At 62.5% G+C, this 17,122-nt stretch carries 16 protein-coding genes; 2 read left to right on the top strand and 14 right to left on the bottom strand.

Translation table 11 applies throughout. The features are described 5' to 3' along the window. Positions 1-5: 5 nt before the first annotated feature. From I6E58_RS02925 to I6E58_RS02900, 6 genes are all read right to left on the bottom strand, one after another. On the bottom strand, positions 6-1,241 hold the full coding sequence (locus tag I6E58_RS02925) for a kynureninase (protein ID WP_129072354.1): 1,236 nt from the start codon (positions 1,239-1,241) through the stop codon (positions 6-8). After that, on the bottom strand, positions 1,238-2,386 hold the full coding sequence (locus tag I6E58_RS02920; protein WP_197130219.1) for an amidohydrolase: 1,149 nt from the start codon (positions 2,384-2,386) through the stop codon (positions 1,238-1,240). Before I6E58_RS02920 ends, I6E58_RS02925 begins: the two co-directional genes overlap by 4 nt. After that, the gene (gene kynA / locus I6E58_RS02915) at positions 2,383-3,240 is read right to left on the bottom strand and encodes a tryptophan 2,3-dioxygenase (protein ID WP_197130216.1); all 858 of its coding nucleotides are present in this window, start codon (positions 3,238-3,240) and stop codon (positions 2,383-2,385) included. The genes I6E58_RS02920 and kynA overlap by 4 nt, the downstream gene beginning before the upstream one ends. 70 nt (positions 3,241-3,310) lie before the next feature. Then, positions 3,311-3,487, bottom strand: a complete 177-nt coding sequence (locus I6E58_RS02910) for a hypothetical protein (protein WP_197130213.1) — start codon at positions 3,485-3,487, stop codon at positions 3,311-3,313. A 103-nt stretch (positions 3,488-3,590) separates the two neighbouring features. Next, positions 3,591-4,424, bottom strand: coding sequence for a hypothetical protein (locus I6E58_RS02905; RefSeq protein WP_197130210.1), 834 nt, complete (start codon positions 4,422-4,424; stop codon positions 3,591-3,593). Then, positions 4,414-5,481, bottom strand: a complete 1,068-nt coding sequence (locus I6E58_RS02900) for a type IV toxin-antitoxin system AbiEi family antitoxin (protein ID WP_197130208.1) — start codon at positions 5,479-5,481, stop codon at positions 4,414-4,416. Before I6E58_RS02900 ends, I6E58_RS02905 begins: the two co-directional genes overlap by 11 nt. 130 nt (positions 5,482-5,611) lie before the next feature. Here I6E58_RS02900 and I6E58_RS02895 point away from each other — a divergent pair, with 130 nt between their 5' ends. Further along, positions 5,612-6,142 carry an NUDIX domain-containing protein gene (locus I6E58_RS02895; RefSeq protein ID WP_307841946.1) on the top strand — a complete coding sequence of 177 codons (531 nt, stop codon included), beginning with the start codon at positions 5,612-5,614 and terminating at the stop codon, positions 6,140-6,142. A 94-nt stretch (positions 6,143-6,236) separates the two neighbouring features. Here I6E58_RS02895 and I6E58_RS02890 read toward each other — a convergent pair whose 3' ends face one another. From I6E58_RS02890 to I6E58_RS02870, 5 genes are all read right to left on the bottom strand, one after another. Further along, entirely contained in the window at positions 6,237-7,502 is a 1,266-nt protein-coding gene (locus I6E58_RS02890; RefSeq protein WP_197130206.1) for an allantoate amidohydrolase, read from the bottom strand. A gap of 15 nt (positions 7,503-7,517) precedes the next feature. Further along, positions 7,518-8,636 (bottom strand): FAD-dependent oxidoreductase, encoded by a 1,119-nt coding sequence (locus I6E58_RS02885; RefSeq protein WP_197130204.1) that lies wholly within the window; start codon positions 8,634-8,636, stop codon positions 7,518-7,520. Next, complete coding sequence (locus I6E58_RS02880; protein ID WP_255531450.1) at positions 8,633-9,211, bottom strand: HutD family protein; 579 nt, start codon at positions 9,209-9,211, stop codon at positions 8,633-8,635. Before I6E58_RS02880 ends, I6E58_RS02885 begins: the two co-directional genes overlap by 4 nt. A gap of 2 nt (positions 9,212-9,213) precedes the next feature. Then, positions 9,214-10,482, bottom strand: a complete 1,269-nt coding sequence (locus tag I6E58_RS02875) for an ammonium transporter (protein WP_197130200.1) — start codon at positions 10,480-10,482, stop codon at positions 9,214-9,216. A gap of 183 nt (positions 10,483-10,665) precedes the next feature. Next, a complete protein-coding gene (locus I6E58_RS02870; RefSeq protein ID WP_307841942.1) occupies positions 10,666-11,832 on the bottom strand; it encodes a tyramine oxidase subunit B in 1,167 nt (388 codons plus the stop codon). 147 nt (positions 11,833-11,979) lie between these two features. Here I6E58_RS02870 and I6E58_RS02865 point away from each other — a divergent pair, with 147 nt between their 5' ends. Then, on the top strand, positions 11,980-12,888 hold the full coding sequence (locus I6E58_RS02865; protein WP_197130196.1) for a LysR family transcriptional regulator: 909 nt from the start codon (positions 11,980-11,982) through the stop codon (positions 12,886-12,888). A gap of 4 nt (positions 12,889-12,892) precedes the next feature. Here the strand turns inward: I6E58_RS02865 and I6E58_RS02860 are convergent, their stop codons facing one another. The 3 genes from I6E58_RS02860 to I6E58_RS02850 are packed head-to-tail and all read right to left on the bottom strand — an operon-like array spanning position 12,893 to position 17,105. Beyond that, positions 12,893-13,336 (bottom strand): PGPGW domain-containing protein, encoded by a 444-nt coding sequence (locus tag I6E58_RS02860; protein WP_197130193.1) that lies wholly within the window; start codon positions 13,334-13,336, stop codon positions 12,893-12,895. Positions 13,337-13,374: 38 nt separating this feature from the next. Continuing rightward, the gene (gene mgtA / locus I6E58_RS02855) at positions 13,375-15,975 is read right to left on the bottom strand and encodes a magnesium-translocating P-type ATPase (RefSeq protein WP_197130190.1); all 2,601 of its coding nucleotides are present in this window, start codon (positions 15,973-15,975) and stop codon (positions 13,375-13,377) included. Continuing rightward, positions 15,972-17,105 carry a lysylphosphatidylglycerol synthase transmembrane domain-containing protein gene (locus I6E58_RS02850; protein WP_197130187.1) on the bottom strand — a complete coding sequence of 378 codons (1,134 nt, stop codon included), beginning with the start codon at positions 17,103-17,105 and terminating at the stop codon, positions 15,972-15,974. The genes mgtA and I6E58_RS02850 overlap by 4 nt, the downstream gene beginning before the upstream one ends. Between the last annotated feature and the right edge of the window lie 17 nt (positions 17,106-17,122).

Genomic DNA, 17,122 nt, shown 5'->3' with positions numbered 1-17,122 from the left:
GGCGATTACTGGGTGAGCTGCTCGTGAATGGCGGCGATACCCAACTGAACTTCGGCGAAGGTTGTCGAGAGCGGCGATAATCCGAGACGGATGCCGTGGGGTCGACGGAAGTCAGGGATGATCCCCTGCTTCCAGAGTTCGGCGTTCACGGCGGCGAAGCTCTCGTGGTCGATCGTGACGTGGCTGCCCCGTTCGGCGGCATCCCGCGGCGAGCTGAGGGTGACGCCGAGCGGCACGAGCAGTTCGTCGATGAGCGCCAGCGCGTATTCGGTGAGCGCGATCGACTTGGCACGGATCGCGGGGATGCCGGCCTCTTCGATGAGCCCGAGCATGTCTTGCATCGCGAGCGAGCCGACGATCGAGGGCGTGCCACTGATGAAGCGACGAATGCCGTCGTGGGGCGCATAACCGGGGCCCATTTCGAAGGGGGTGTTGCTGCCCATCCACCCCTGGATCGGCTGGGTCATGGCCTCGATGTGCTCGGCACGCACGTAGCCGAAGGCTGGGGAGCCCGGGCCTCCGTTGAGGTATTTGTACGTGCAGCCAGCGGCAAGGTCGACGCCCCAGTCATCGAGCTGAGTCTCGACGACTCCCGCGGAGTGGCAGAGATCCCAGAGCACGAGAGCGCCCGCTTCGTGCACGAGCGCAGTGATGCCAGGCATATCGGCAAGATGGCCCGAACGGTAGGCAACGTGGCTGATCACGACGAGCGCCGTGTTCTCGTTGAGGGCGGCCTTCATCTCGTCAGCGGTGACTCCCCCGTCGCTCGCGGGATCGATCCAGCGCAAGGTCTTACCGAGTTCGGCCGCAATGCCCTCGACGAGGTAGCGGTCAGTCGGAAAGTTGCCGGTGTCGATGACGATTTCGCTGCGGTCGGGGCGGGCGCTGAGGCCGGCACGGATCAGCTTGTAGAGCACCACAGTGGTCGAGTCACCGATGAAGGTTTGGCCGGGAGCCGCGCCGAGCGTTGCAGCGCCGAGACGATCGCCGAGGGTCAAGGGCAGTTCGTACCAGGACTCGTCCCAGCCGCGGATGAGGCGGCCGCCCCACTGTTCGTCAACGAACTCGGCGAGGCGGGCGGCACTCGCAGTGGTGGGTCGCCCGAGCGAGTTGCCGTCGAGGTACGCCTGCACTTCGGCGGAGCGCACGAACTTGGCCGGGTACTGCTTGAGCGGATCGGCGGCATCGAAGGCTGCCGCCGCTTCGGCGCTTGTGTCAAAAGGTGCGGTCGTGTCGGTCATAGGTCGATCCTCCAGGCGGTCGGGATGGGAGTTGTGGCGGCAGAAACGGCCTCGTCGCCGCCGTAGTTCGTGGCGGCCACCCGTGCTGCGCTGGCAGCAAACTCGGGGTGCAGCAATTCGCGCGCGGTCACGACGGTGGCGGTCATCAGCCACGACGCGAGATTCGCATCCGCCCGCGGCACGGTCGGCAGGTAGCTCACGGTGCTGCCGAATCCGGGCAAGCAGAGAGCCCGCAAGAGAGCGTCGTAGCGCACGCCCGCATCCTGCAGCGCGGTCAGCTCGCGCTCGTTCAGCCCGGGAGGAAGGTCACCGTTGCCGAGATCAGTGCCGTAGCGAACAGTGCCGCCGGCGGCATGGAAGCGGCTCAGGTTGTCGCTCGCGGTCGCAAAATCGCGGCCACGCTGGCCATAACCGTGGATGTCGAGGGTGCTGATCCACGAGTGGCGGCCAGCAAGAAAACGGGAATTCGGTTGCACCATCTCGGCGATCAGAGCGTCGCTAAGCTTCTCGGTCCACGGCGTGTGGGCGAGGCGATCGGCTCCGGCGACGAATGCACGCTGCGCCTGGCCGACACCCTGCACGTGGGCCACCACTTCGGCGCCGCGGCTGTGCGCGTGCTCAACGAGAGCGCTCAGGGTGTCATCGTCGATGACCGGGCCATCGTCAGAATTGAGGGCGACCTTGATGAATGTGGCTCCGGCAGCGAGCTGCTCTGCGACCGCCGCCATTGCCTGCTCGCCGGTTTCGACCTCAGCCACCGCGAGCGTCGTCGCCCAGGCCCGATTGCTCGGATACCCGCCCGGCGCCGTAATGAACGCCGCGGCATAGTGCACGGCCGGCACCGCATCATCACCAGCCCACTCACGAAGGCGATCGGGATGCCCACCCAGGTCGTCGACGGCAGCGAGACCGCCCGCCACGAGAGCGCGCGGCTCCGTCAGCCCGAGATGCACGTGCGCGTCGCGAAAGCCCGGAAGTAGCACTCCCGGAAGACGCACTGCGGTCGGGGTCGCGGCATCCGAAATCGGTCGAATACCGTGGGGGCTCACCCGCACCGTGGCGGGGCCGTGCCACTCGCGCAGCCAGTAGCCGTCGACGGCGTAGTCGACGCTGAGGGCAGGTTCGGAGGCTGGGTCGGCGCTCACGAGCGGCCAATCTCGGTGCGCACGGAGAACAGCTCGGGGAAGAAGGTGAGGTCGAGCGCTTTCTGCAGAAAGCCGACGCCGCTTGAGCCGCCGGTGCCGCGCTTCATGCCGATGATGCGCATGACGGTTTTCATGTGACGGAACCGCCAGAGTTGGAAGTTGTCTTCGAGGTCGACGAACTCTTCGCACGCTTCGTAGGCGAGCCAGTGTTCGCTTTCGTTGTCGTAGATGTGGCGGAAGGTGTCGATGAGGTCATCGTTTTGCTCGTACCCTCGGGTGACATCGCGATTGAGGACGGCATCCGGAACCTCGTAGCCGTGCCGGCTGAGGTAACGCAAAAACTCGTCGTAGACACTCGGCTCGGCCAGCAACTTGCTCAACAGGGCATGCGCTTCGGGATGCGCTTCGAAGACCTTCAGCATGCCCGCGTTCTTGTTGCCGAGCAGAAACTCGACCGCGCGGTACTGGTACGACTGGAACCCGGATGAGCTGCCAAGGTAGTCGCGAAACTGTGAGTACTCACTCGGCGTCAGTGTCGCGAGCACCGACCACTGCTCGGTGAGGGTGCGCTGGATGTGCTTGACGCGGGCGATGTGCTTGAGCGCCATCGAGAGGTTGTCGGTCGCGATCAGTTCGCGGGCCGACAGGAGTTCGTGAATCACGAGCTTGAGCCACAACTCCGTGGTCTGATGCTGGATGATGAACAACATCTCATCGTGATGCTCGGGCTTGCTTTGCGGAGTCTGCGCGCTCAGCAACGTGTCGAGTTCTAGATACGAGCCGTACGACATCCGCTTACTGAAGTCGGTAACGATGTCATCTTCGAGGGCACGTTCGTTGTGAGTATCCGACATGCCGATACCCTATTGCACTATTGCGACGACCGCCACACTTCTGTTCGATTGGGGCCGCGCCGGCGTCGCGCTAGGCTGTGCGATCTTCGCCGAGCGCCCGAACACTGCGCACGCTGTCTTCGAGCGCACTGTCCCGCGTGGCGTCGGCCGCGGCCTGCTCTTCCTTGCCCTCGTGCTTTGCTGCTGCGGAAGCCTCGGTAGCGCCATCCATAATCGGTTCGTTCTGTGTTTCATCATGAGAAGTCATGATCGAACACTACGGCCGGCGCCTGACAAAGTTCCACGACTGGATTCCCGACACAGTTAGTTTCGCCTCGATCGGGGGTTCACGCGACTACGCTCGGTGAGTTCTACAGACCTTCGAGGTACGCCTCGAAAAACATACCTACCGCCGCAACGGCATCTTGGGCAAGGATGTCGGCAGGCGTTGAGTCGCCCGCCGCCTGCATCTCGCCAACGAATGCCACAACTCCTCGGGCGTCGGCCGCGCCACAGAGCGAGACTGCTTGGCGAATCGTTTCGGTGTAATCGTGGGTCGGATGCTGGGGCAACGCAGATGCCGCATCCTGCCCAGCCTTTGCCGGCCCGCCGCCATCGTTGTTCAGAATTACGAATACGAAATCATAGAAATCTTTATCGAGCCCCCTGCTCACAACAGCAGTCGCCTTCGCCAAAAGATAACCTCCGAGTCCAGCGAATCGAACCTGCACTGCCGGCAAACCAGGCCCGCGATTGAGCTGGATATCGACGGCGTCATGCAACGCGGGTGCCGGACCTGCGAAATTGAGTGCCGCTACCTGCGGTGCGCCCGGTAACAGGATCGTGAGTCCCTGAGAATCAGGAACATCACACATGAACTCGACAACCACGGCCTTGTCCTCAATCTTGACGAGCCATCGCCAGCCGCCACCCTGCTCGATTCTCGTGAAGCCAGCTGATTCAAGGGCAACCTGCAACCACCCGAAATCGTCGTCGTCGCGGTCATAGCGGGGAGCAACGTCAAGCAGTATGTCGATGTCGGCGGTTCCGACATGCGGCGTCGGGCTTCTCGATGTGAGCGTTTGTGGGACCATCCCGCCGATTACGGTGACTTTTGTGTGGTCCCCGATACTCTCCATCAGACCCGCAAGAGCAGCCTCAGCGAGCGCGCGAGCGGACAACGTACGCTCGTTTTCACCAGCCAATTGTTGTTTCCCTCAAGTGTTCGGCAGCATCCACTCCACGACCCTGTTGCTTGAGTAGATCCCCATACAGCCGAATCGGAGAGACTGCGCGAATCTCACCCAGCATGTGAGAAGCTTCTAAAACCTGCGGTCCGGCGGGCATGAAAATTACCCTCGGACCAGATTCGACTCGACGCAGTCCAACGCGATCAGCGATCGATGTGAGCTCGTTTACGTAAACCTCACGGTCTACGTAAACAGAAACTGTGGGAATTTCGGTGACAAAGGGTGCGATCAGGTCCGCAGCGAGCCAGCCCGTCACTGCCCACTCGCGCGAATCCAGCACTGGCGCGAGCTTTCTCGTAACGAACTCCCGCGGACTGCCCCAGAGCAGGTGCATCCCTGTCGACTCGACCGGAACCGCTCTGTGCCACGCGGCCCAGTCGCTGAGCATCCGGGTGGAATCTTCGACAAAACGCACTGATCCGGGTCCCCTTCGCGGACCGACCTTTTCGGTGTAGCCCGTTCGATCAAACTGTCGCAATATCTCCGATACCCGGCCGGCAGAAAGGTGCGCCTTCTGCGCAATTGCGTTAACGGACTGGAGCGCTCTCGCACTGCGCGTGGGATCACTTCCAGCGCGCAAGAGGGTTGAAAGGATAGTTTCAGCAACGGACGCGATGGCGGGAGTCCACCCCTCAGCGCGGTTTCTCTGGGGAACTGGCGTGGGGGCGTCTCTCGAAATATAGATCCCCCCCGGCAGCACAATCGAGGCGTTGCCTGCTTCATCCGCCCAATTCAGGTTTCTCTCGGTCAAGATCTGTCGCGCACCAGCGGAGAACTCTTTCGCGGCAAACACCACGTCGGGCGGCACTTCCGCGTTGTGAAGGTAGAGCGCCCGCTCCAAATCCCGCGGAAATCCTTGGCCTGCCCATACAGGCGCGATCACTACGTCGCGGCTCTCCCACGCCACCACGAGCTGAGCACCCTCGTCGCCAACGATGCGAACAGAGGCGGCGAGGCGCGACGGAAGCACACGGATGACCGCTTCACTGGCTCGTTTTGCTCCGGAATTCATGTTATTCACTGTACAGCGAATAACTGTTTTTACCCAGCAAACCTTTAAGCTTGTGGGCCAATACCGACCCTCAACCTCGCGAAGGAAGCTTCACCCCACTACCGCGAGTCGGCCCACGGATAATGGTCACGTGATCGCCGATGACTTTCTGACCGACCTGGCCGCCCTTCCTGCGTCTCCCACCCGCGAGCGCTACCTCGCTTTCGTCGCTGCCGGTGGAGCAGATGCCCTGCAGCGCGACGGCGGCCCCGAACACGTCACCGCCTCCTGCTTCGTGTTCTCCCCCGACTTCGAGAACGTGCTCCTGTGCTTTCACCGCAAGGGGCAGTTCTGGGTGCAGTTCGGCGGACACCTCGAACCCCAGGATGCGTCGGTCGCGGATGCCGCCCTGCGGGAAGCGCGCGAAGAATCCGGCATCGCAGGCCTCACCCTTCGCTCGGACGCCATCGTCGATCTCGACCGTCACGAGTTGCACCGCGGCTTCGCGTGCGCCGCCCACTGGGATGTCGGCTTCGTCGCTTTCGCCACCCCGGATGATGCTGTCGCGGTCAGCGACGAAAGCGAAGCCGTGCGCTGGTTTCCCACCAATGCGCTGCCCGCCGCGGTGCCCGACAACTTTCCGGCGCGCCTGGCGGCTGTGCTCGGTGCGATTGCACGCTGAGTCCGCGCCGGTACCACTGGAGTAGCGAGCTGGCAACAGCGCGCCGGCAGCCGCTAGCAGCCAGCAGCCAGCAGCCAGCCGAGTCGTGCAACTTTTACGCCACAAGCAACCCCTGCAGCACATCGGCGAGCTTCTCGGCGCCCAGCTGCGCATCGAGGTCGGTGGTGTACTCCTCTGGCGAATGAGAGATGCCGGTGGGGTTGCGCACGAAAAGCATCGAGGTCGGAATCAAAGAGGCGAGAACGCCAGCGTCATGACCAGCACCGGTATCGAGCACGGGCGCATCCGGGAGCAACGATTCGAGCGTGCCGCGCAGCGCGGTATCGAAGTGCGTGGTCGCGCTGAAGGACTCCTCGGTGAGTTCTGCCTCGCATCCTTCTTCAGCCGCGATCAGCGCTAGAGCATTCCGAATCGACTCCACGAGCGCAGCGGTGACCACATCATCCGGATGGCGAACATCGATCCAGAAGTCGACCCGTGACGCAATCACATTCGTGCCGCCCGGCACCGGTTGCAGCCGACCAACGGTGGCGCGTGCATCCGGCGTCGTTCGCGCAGCATCCCGAATGGTCTGGATAGCGCGCGCGGCAGCAACCATGGGGTCGCGCCGATCGCTCATCAGCGTGGTTCCCGCGTGGTTGCCTTCACCACGGATGCTGGCACGCCACCGCCCGTGGCCCAGAATGCTGGAGCCGATTGCTACAGCCGCGTCGTGATCGACGAGCGCGCGCCCCTGCTCGACGTGGAGTTCAACGAAAGAGTCGAAGGCACGCACGCCGTCGACATCGGGACCGACGAATTCGGGGCTGAACCCGTTGCGGGTGAGCACCTCAGCGAAGGTATCGCCGTCGTTATCGCGAAGAGCGAGCGCGCGCTCCGGAGTGATGGCCCCGGTCAGTAGCCGTGAGCCTAAGCACGCGACGCCGAACCGGGAACCCTCCTCTTCAGGGAAGGCGGCAACGACTAGAGGCTTCTCAGGAACGAAACCGCGAGCGCGGAGGAGATCGACCGCGACCAGTGCCGACGCGATCCCGAGCGGACCATCGAACGCCCCACCGCCAGGAACGGAATCGAGATGACTGCCCGTCAGCACAGCACCCGTCATCGTCCGAGACGGCGTGTGCCACCACGCGCGAATCGTGCCGACGGGATCGATCTCAACGTCGAGGCCACGCTTAGTGGCGTGCGCGATGAACCACTCACGCAGCTCGAGTTCCGCTGCCGAAAAGACCGGACGCGAGTAACCGCCACGCAGACGATCGGCCCCGATTGCTTCAATCTCAGCGAGGAGGCCAGGAACCGTATCGGTGCTGGGAGCGTGCGGTGCGGCGACGGGGGAGACTGCGTCGATGTCATTCATGAAAATCTCGCTTTGTTAGATTGCGGCACGGAGGCCGGGGCGAAAACGGCTCGGAACGGACTCCCCCGCGACGAGCGCGGCCGCGAGTTCACCGATCAGCGGGGCGAACTTGGCCCCATGACCGGAGCACGGCGAGAGGATCGTGATGCCGTCGACCCGATCGATGACAAAGTCCTCGTTGGGGGTGTTCGTGAACAGGCACGTCGTTTCGGCATACGGTTCGGGAACGAGCCCGGGCAGGTACCGCTCGACGTACTCGACCACTCGCCGACGATTAGCCGGATCCACCTGTCGATCGTGCTGAGCTGCCGAGCGGATGCTCTTGCCGCCGTTGTATTCGGCAACCTTCTGACCGCGGAAGTCGGCGTCACGCCCGCCCGGTAGCCCGTAGACCTGGATCTCATCCGTCTTGTGAATGAAGGTCGGCCATTCGACTTCGCGGTCTCGGTACTCAAAGTGGAAGGCCTGTTCTTGGCGCACTTCGAGCGCGGGGAACGCCTGCAGAAAGCTGCTGGGCAGCGCAAGATCGCCCAGCAGATCAGGCAGCCAGCCTCCAGCGGCGATCACCACCTGTTCGGCCTCGAAGAATTCTCCCGTCGCCGTGGCGACCCGGTAGCCCGAGCTCGTAGCGAGAACTTGGGTGACCGTGGTGTCACCGCGCACTTCAGCCCCCAGCATTTGCGCCTGAGCGAGCATCGCCTCCACGGACTGTTCCGCATCGATCACGCCGGCGCCTGGCTGCCACAGCACTGCGGTGTCGAACGCGAAGTTCCAGCGTTGACGGGCCTCGCTCGCTGTGAGCAGCTCATGGCTGACTCCTGACGCTGCCAGAATCTCGGCAAGCTTTTCAGGATTGCGGCTGCTGCCGTAGTCGACCGCGCCCGTACTCGTGATGAGCGGGGAGCCATGCGCGGCTTCCAACTCGCTCCACCCACTCGCCGACTTCACCACTAGCTCGGTGTAGAAACGCTCGGGGTAGGCGAAACGGAAGATCCGCGCCGATCCGTGGGAGCTGCCGTACTCGTTCGCGGGAGACGTGCGTTCGAGAACGGTGACGTCGTGACCGCCCTGAGCGAGTCGCCAGGCCGCAGCCGATCCGGCAAGGCCGGCGCCGACAACAATAATCCGGGTCATGCGAGGTGCCCCTGTCTCAAGGAAGAGTCGGTGGTAGTCGAACAAATGTGGATCTCTAGAAACCGCGCTCGAGTGCACTGCACGAAACTGCCGGGCTCAATCACCGCTGGGGCTGAGACCTTCACGCCGTCCAAGGTCGAGACAGCGCCGCCAGCCAGAATGACCGCCCGAATACTGGGGTCGTCGTTGACAAACTCCCCGGTCACGGTGCGCCAGCGCGAACACTCGTGAAGGCCCGTGCGAGCCATCACATTCACCGCCAGCGACGCCCCTCCGCGAACCCTCGCGGAGATGGCCACGCCTCCGTCGAAGCGCACCGCACCATCGGCATCCGGTGATAGCTCAACGCCGCCCTGCAGCAAGGAGATACGACCGGCGGCGAGCGGAGTGAACGCTCTGCCATAGCCGTCGAAGGTGGAGAACGCGGTGCCGTCCGTGACCGTCGCAATACTGATGCGCCAGTCGGGTTGTTCGCTGCCAGACGAGGAGGCCACCTGTCGGGTCATCCCGAGCCCGTTCCGCCAGCGCGTCGCCGGCAGCTCTCTGACGGGGCGAATTGCGGCACCGCGTTCCATGGTCAGACGGTCCGTGCTGAGGTAACAACCTCATCATCGTCGTAGGCCCGCTCGGCGTGGTGGTGCTCATCGATGCCGGTGATTTCGTGCTCTTCAGAGATGCGGAGACCGATCGTTTTCTGGATCAGTTTCGCAATTAGCCAGGTCACTGCGAAGGAGTAGACCAGCACGGCGATGGTAGCGACGCTCTGCACTCCCAGGAGTTCGAAGCCGCCGCCATAGAAGAGTCCAGCGCGACCGTTCGGCGCTGCTGAAGTTGCGAAGAAACCGATGAGAAGGGTTCCGATGATGCCGCCCACGAGGTGAACACCGACGACGTCAAGCGAATCGTCGAACCCGAGGCGGAACTTCCACTCGATAGCCAAGCAACAGACGACACCGGCAATCGCACCGATCGCGATCGCACCGAGCGGTGATACCGCGCCACACGCCGGGGTGATGGCGACGAGAGCCGCAATCAGTCCAGACGCGCTACCGAGGCTGGTTACTGCTCCATGACGAAGTCGGTCAACAGCGGCCCAGCCGAGAAGACCAGCACAGGCAGCAACCGTTGTGTTGAGGAAGACGACGCTGGCGGCGTTACCGGCAGCAAGGGCGGATCCAGCGTTGAAGCCGTACCAACCGATCCACAGCAGACCCGCTCCAATGAGAACGAGCGGCCGGTTGTGCGGGCGAACCGGGCTGCCCCAGTCCTTGCTCTTTCCCAAGACGATCGCCAGCGCCAGCGCCGCGACACCGGCGTTCATGTGCACGGCCGTGCCACCAGCGAAGTCGACGGCACCGAGAGCGTTGGCAATCCAGCCGCCCAAGGCGGTGTCGCTATCGAAAGCGAAAACCCAGTGCGCGATCGGAAAGTAAACGAAGGTTGCCCAGAGGCCGGCGAAGAGGAGCCAGGCTCCGTACTTCATCCGGCCTGCTGCAGCCCCCGCCACGAGCGCCGTCGTCACCCCAGCGAATAGCAGCTGGAATGCAGCGAAGAGGGCGAGCGGGATGCCGGCATCCGGATCGTCAATAAGGGCTGCGTCGAGGCCGGCGAACTCGAGAGGATCACCGAGCAGACCGAGGCCACCGAGAGAGTCCCCGAAAACAGCGGAATACCCAAACGCGACCCACAGCACGGCGACGAGCGCTGCACCGCCGAAACACATCATCATCATGTTGAGAATGCGACGGGAGGAGACCATCCCGCCATAGAACAAGGCAAGGCCCGGGATCATCAGCGCAACGAGTGCTGCACTGGTCAATATCCAGGCGACGTTTCCAGAATCCACTTTTCACTCCACAGGGTTGGGGGCACACCAGGGCGGTGGGCCACAGAGGGGTGGTGCAGGTGATGCAGGTCATGCAGGTGTCACGGGCCTTACGGGTGACGCAGGTCGTGCGGGTCGTGCGTTCGATACGGCCGTGGTGCTGACGAGGCAGAGCGCGAGACGCCGCGCTCTGCCGTTTCGTCGCTACGAAAGGTTGGGCGAATCCCAGAGGTTGAGCTTCGTACCGATGCCAAGCTCGAGCGCGTTATCGTAGACGGTCTTTGCCCACGCGACGTCTTCGACACCCATCCCGCCGACGCTGAACAACACCGGCTGTTCGTCGAATTCGCGACCCGCAACGCTGTCGTCAAAGACATCGCCGATGTTCACGACTCGAGATTCGTCAAGGTCGCCGGCGTCGATGAGGTCTTGCCAGTAGAGCCCGATCATGCCGAACGCCGTCTCGTGAGATGGGGCCGGATATTCTTCTGCCCACGCTTCGTAGATCGGCTTGGCGTCAGCGATGAGGCGAGCTTTGCCAGAGAGGGTGTATTCCTTGTCCATCTTGAGGTTCGCGGGCAGGCTCAGAAATGCTCCGGGCTTGATCCAGTCGCCGTCGATGTAGGGGTAGTTTTCCGAACCGACGAGACCGGTAACAGCCTCTGAGACGATGTCGGAATCCCGAACGGCAGCCTCGATCGTTTCGGCGATCTCGATGGTGGTGAACTGCGGGTAGTTCTGCGAAACGTAAGCCGCGAAAGCTTCCGAAGTCGAACGTCGACGACCATTGATACGGATCGTGTCGAGCGTCGGACGCGCGGTGGTCATCGCGTGCAGCGCACTCTTGTTCATCGCGCCAGGACCGATGATGCCGAGCGACTTCGCGTTGACCGGGGCCAGTTTTTTCGCCGCAGCACCGGGCACGGCCGCCGTGCGATAGGCACTCTCAAGGTTGCCCGACATGATCGCGAAAGGAGCCCCCGTCACCTTGTCGTTCAAAACAATGAGGTGAATGGATCGGGGCAGCCCCTGCTCCCGGTTGTCGATGTTCGATCCGTACCACTTGACTCCGGCGGTATCGAAGCGGCCACCCAGGTAGGCCGGCATGGCCATGAAGCGGCGGTCGGCGGCATCCAACGGCATCCCCGGAAAGGGTGACGACGCGGGAAAGCTGATCTGGGCACCGTGAGAGTTCGCCGAGCTGCCGGCCATGCGGTAGTCACCTTTAGCGACCAAGACGAGCACTTCTTCCATCACTTCCATGCAGCGCGCCATGTCTTTTACTCCAGCGGCAATCACTTCTGGCTCGCTCAGGTACAACATGTCGATTCGCGTGCTGGGTACGGTCTCGGTCGGCTCGGAAGATGTCACGGAATGTCCTTTGGATCGGGGTGCGTTAGGGAAAGTATCCATAGATATTGCGCGCACCTCCAATACCGTTTTTGCCCCGGATTGATAGCGAAACACTCGTAATATTGCCGAAATATGCCGGTAATACTGTCCGCCTATTATTCGGAGATGGAACTTCGTCAGCTGCGCTATTTCCTCGCCGTAGCCGACGAGCTCCACTTCGGACGAGCGGCCGAACGACTGCACATGTCGCAGCCTCCGCTGAGCGTTCAAGTGAGTCGTCTCGAGGAAGAACTCGGTACGACACTGTTCGAGCGCAGCACTCGATCGGTGAGGCTCACCCCGGCCGGTGTTCATTTGCAAGCGAGCGCGCGGTCCATCATGAGCAGCGTGAACACGGTTCAGGATGAGATGCGGGAGTATGCAGAAGGGCTATCCGGCAGAGTCACCGTCGGGTTCGTCAGCTCCGCGAACTACACCGTGCTGCCCGGGGTGGTTCAGCTGTTTCGCGCCCGTCGCCCCCACGTCACCCTTGATCTTCGACCGCTCACGTCGGGCGAACAGATCGCTGGCCTCCTCGCGGGAACTCTCGATGTCGCCATTGTTCGCGATGAGCTTCCCACCAGCACTGACCCATCGACCGAGTTGATCACCGAAGTCGTCTTCGAGGAACTCTTGGTCGCCTGCCTCCCGGCCGATCATCCACTCTCGCATCGCAGCGAAGTGTCCGCCGACGAGATTGTCGAAATTCCGATGGTCACGTATCCGCGAGCGCTCATGCCGGGCTACGTCGACCGGGTTTCTGCCGTATTCAATGCCGCCGCCGGCGTTATCAACGTCGTCGAAGAGGTCGTGCATCAGGAGACGGCACTGGGCTTTGTGGCGGCGGGAGTCGGCACGAGCATCCTGCCCGAATCGGTGCGCCATCTGCTGCCGCCGTCAATCGTGGCAATTCCGCTCACCGGATCACCAACGTCTCGCCTTATCGCGGTTCGCGCCGCCCGTCACGACGACAAAGTCGCCGGTGCTTTTGTCGAGTGCCTGCATGATGCGGCACAGGCCTTAGTCCGGCGATGACGCTTTAGGCGTCGGCCCGGTGAGTGGATGCGGCTTCAGCCTCAGCTGCCCCTGCCCCGGCCTCCGCCTCCGCCTCGGCGGCGGCATCGGCGGCGGCATCGGCGGCGGCGGCTCGCCGAGCCGCTCGTCGCTTGCGCTTCTCATTAGCTGCGACAAGCGCTTTGCGGGCCAGAGCATTTGCTTTATTACTGGCCTTCTTCGCTGGTTCAAACTCGGTACCGAGAAGCGCCAACCCGCCAATGGCCACGAGGGAACCGGGGCCAGGTAGTGGAATGAGCACCACACCGAGCGCAACGGTCGTTCCGCCCACGACACCGACGGTGGTGCGATAAACGCGGTTCGCCTTGGGGTTCTTACGGATCGCTTCGCGCGTTCCGTGCGCAGCGGAGCTAGTGGCGTGCCCCAGTGCTGAACCCGCACGTGCTGCCAGTGATGGCTTCTCGTTCATGGATTGATTCTAGAAGACAGCGGCAGCGGTCATTCAGCTCACCGACGCCAGAAAATCCGCTTGACCAGTTCGGTTGCAATCACATAGGTAAGAGTCACGAGCAGCACCAGCGCTAACAACTCAAGCGGGATCGGCACGAGCTGCAGCAGCGAAGCAGCCGGCGAGTATGGAATCGCGACTGCGACGATCACGACAACGATGCTGGAAATCACGAGCCAACGACTTGGCTTGCTTCGATAGAACCGCCCGCGAGTTCGGAGCACAAACAACACCCCGACCTCGGTAAGGATCGAGGCAAGGAACCAGGCACTACGAAACTCCGGCGCCTCGGCGTCGAAACCCCAGCGCAGGATTGCGAAAGTGGCCAGATCGAACACCGAGCTGAGGGCACCGAAGACAAACATGTAGTCGCGGATGAGCTTTACATTCCACCGTTGCGGGCGGCGAAGTTGCGCCTTGTCAACGGAATCGGTGGCAATGAACGTTGCCGGCAGATCCGTCAGTAAGTTGATGAGCAAAATCTGGCCGGCCAGCAACGGTAGGAACGGCAGCACGAGCGCGGCGATCGCCATGCTGAGCATGTTGCCGAAATTGGCACTCGTGGTCATGAAAATGTATTTCATGGTGTTGGCAAAGGTGCGACGGCCCTGAAGGACACCATCGAGAATCACGCGCAGGTCTTTATCAAGCAACACGATTGCCGCGGACTGCTTGGCAACGGGAACCGCGGTGTCGACCGAAATACCCACGTCGGCAGCGTGAAGTGGCGGAGAGTCATTGATGCCGTCACCGAGATAGCCGACCACTTCTCCCGCAGTTCGAAACGCGTGCACAATGCGCTCTTTCTGCACCGGGTTCAGCTCGCTGAACACCTGTACTGACTGCACCGCGATGGCCAGCGCGGCATCGTCGCGTGCATCAATATCGGATCCCGTGAATACCGTGCCGACGTCGAGCCCCACCTGCTGGGCGACATGCGCCGCCACCAGCCGGTTGTCGCCCGTGACCATCCGAACAGACACCCCGCTCGCGTTCAGATCAGCGAGGGTGCTCGCGGCATCCGCCTTCACGGGGTCAGCAAACGTCAGCAGTCCGACCAAGGTCATCCCCGTTTCGTCGTCGGTCGATACTTTCTCCTGCCCGGAAAGGTGACGAGTCGCGAGGCCAAGCACCCGGAAACCTTGAGCGCTCAGCTCAGCAAAACGTTGGTGGACGCTCTCGAGCACGTCGGCAAGGGGAACCGTGCCCTCGGCGCCTGCCGCATGCGAGCACACCGCCAGAATCGGATCGAGCGCGCCCTTGGAAATCAGGACAGCTTCCTCCCCCGGACTGCGACGCACCAACACACTGAGGCGCTTACGGTGGAAGTCATAAGGAATTTCGTCGAGTGCTACCGCCGATGCCGACACGGAATTCGCGGCAATGATGGCTGCGTCAATCGGATTCTTCCACCCGAGTTGAAGCCCAGCGTTGAGGCTAGCCAGTTCCGCCACCCGGGCACTCGGTGTTCCGTCAAGAGCGACCGCGCTATCGAGTTCAATCTCGCCCGCGGTCATCGTTCCGGTTTTGTCTGAGCACAATACGGTCATCGACCCGAAGTCTTCAATAGCGTCGAGACGACGCACGATGACTCGCGTTCTCGCCATCATTTTCGCGCCCTGAGAGAGGCTAATGCTCACAATCGCTGGCAATAGTTGGGGCGTCAACCCGACAGCAAGCGCCAAGGAGAACAGAGCCGAATCAATGATCGGCCGCTGCAAGATCAGGTTGATGGCGAAGATCACGACGACGAGAACAACCATCAGTCTGGTGAGCAGAACACCAAACGACGTCATCCCGCGCTCGAAACCATTTTGTGGTGGCCGCGTCGCGAGTCGGTCCGCTATCGCCGCGATCTCCGTGTGTGCGCCCGTGCGCACCACAAGCAGGGTGCCCATTCCGCTGGAGACGTGAGTACCAAGGAACACCGCGTTACTGCGCCCCGTGATCGGGGTTTCAGCCGCCACAGTGCCCGGCAACTTTTCGGCGGGGAATGTTTCGCCCGTCAACGCCGATTCGTCGACGGTCAACGCATTTGAGCTGAGCACCCGGCAGTCGCCGGGGATGAGATCGCCAGCGGAAACCACCGCAACATCGCCCGGTACCACTTCGCTGACCGGAACATCAGTATTTTTGCCGTCCCGTTTTATGACAGCGGAAATCTCTACTGTGGCCAGCAACGCGCTCATCGCTCGCCCCGCGTTGCGCTCTTGAAAGAAGCCGAGCATTCCCGACAGCAGCAAAATGACCAGAATGATGGCCGCATCCGTCCAGTCGCCGAGCGCGCCAGAAAGCACGGTCGCCGCAATCAGAATGAGTTCGATCGGGCTGATGAATTGCCTGCCCAGCAAACGCCACGCTGAGTCTTCGGTGCGAGTGTTGAGTCGGTTAGGGCCGACGCGGTCAAGGATGCTGGCTGCTGCTTCAGAGGTCAATCCAGCCGGAGTGCTGCCGAGACTGGCGTGCAGGGACTCTTCATCAGAAGCCCACAGCGGGGAGGCGGATTCAGCCTCAGCGGCGTTGGCGGCGCCATCGCTGTCGCTGTCGCTGTCGCTGTCGCTGTTGCTGGCGGAGGTGCTCTGGTCTGACGCTGCGGTCATGAGGGGTTCCTGAGGCTACGGTCGTGCTGGGTATGAGGTAGGCGGCTGTCGGCCGAGTGGTTTCTTAAGGCGGCCCGTCGGAGGCGGCTCAAACGCAGGGAGAGGTAGGCGCCGGCACCCACCGGGATCGGCAGCCAGTACTCGACCACGCGCCATCCGATAACTCCGAGCAGGGCGGCAGCTTGGGGAACCCCAAACCCGACCAGCGCGGGCACCGTGATTCCCTCGACCAAACCAATCCCGCCCGGAGTCAGCGGCAACAGCGCGATGATGCTCGCCACTCCGTACACGGTCAGGAGCGGGCCGAGAGCGAGCGGATGCCCGAAGGCGGCAAGCATCACCCACAAGGAGGCGGCGTCGAAGACCCAATTGCCGAGCGCAAAAAGCACCGCCAAAACGAGTCTGCGCCGGTCGTGACCGAGGGTACGCAGATCGCCAGCGATGGATCGCACGAGCCCCGAGAGCCGATTGCCGATGAACGGGAAGCGGTGTTCGAGCACTGTGGCGAACCGCGCTACGCCCTCGGTGCGCGCTATCAGAAGCCAGGCTCCGCCCACCAACGAACCCACCAGAACTACGACGACGACACCGGCGAGCACATAGTTACTCGTGTCGCCCTGAATCTGCGCGAGAGCGAGAACGATGCCCGCACCAAACACCATCGTGAGCGCCACATTGGAGATCGCGACCTGCACTGCGGCCACGCTGAGCGCGCGTTTAGCCGGGATGCCCTCCGCCGTGAGAAAGCGGAACCTAGCGACGGCCGCTGTAGCCCCACCTCCGGGAAGAGTGTGGTTGAGCGCGAGGTCTGACAGGTCGATGCGGAGCAGGGTGCGAAACCGCAGCTTTCCCCATCCGAGCACGGTTCCACTCAACGAGCTGTACGACACCAGCGAAAGCACTTGCAGAAGCAGAGCGCCGCCGATCAGCCACGGCGACACATCCTTCACGGCCTCAAACGACTCTTCGGCATCAGCAAATTGCGGGATCACGAAGAACCAGAGCACTGGCGCCAAAACGGCCACCGTCAGTACGATTCGCAGCCACAGCGGCACTCGCTGAGTGGGGAGTTTTCGGCGGTGCGCGGAACGTGTTCCCGGCGAGCTTTTCTCCTCACGCTGCGGATTCACGAAAGACCTTCTCTAGT

Origin of the sequence: Salinibacterium sp. SWN1162 (genome assembly GCF_015864675.1) — a bacterium.
In the GTDB taxonomy this organism is placed as follows: Bacteria; Actinomycetota; Actinomycetes; order Actinomycetales; family Microbacteriaceae; genus Rhodoglobus.
Note: the sequence above shows the minus strand (reverse complement) of the source record. Positions and strands in the feature narration are given on the sequence as shown.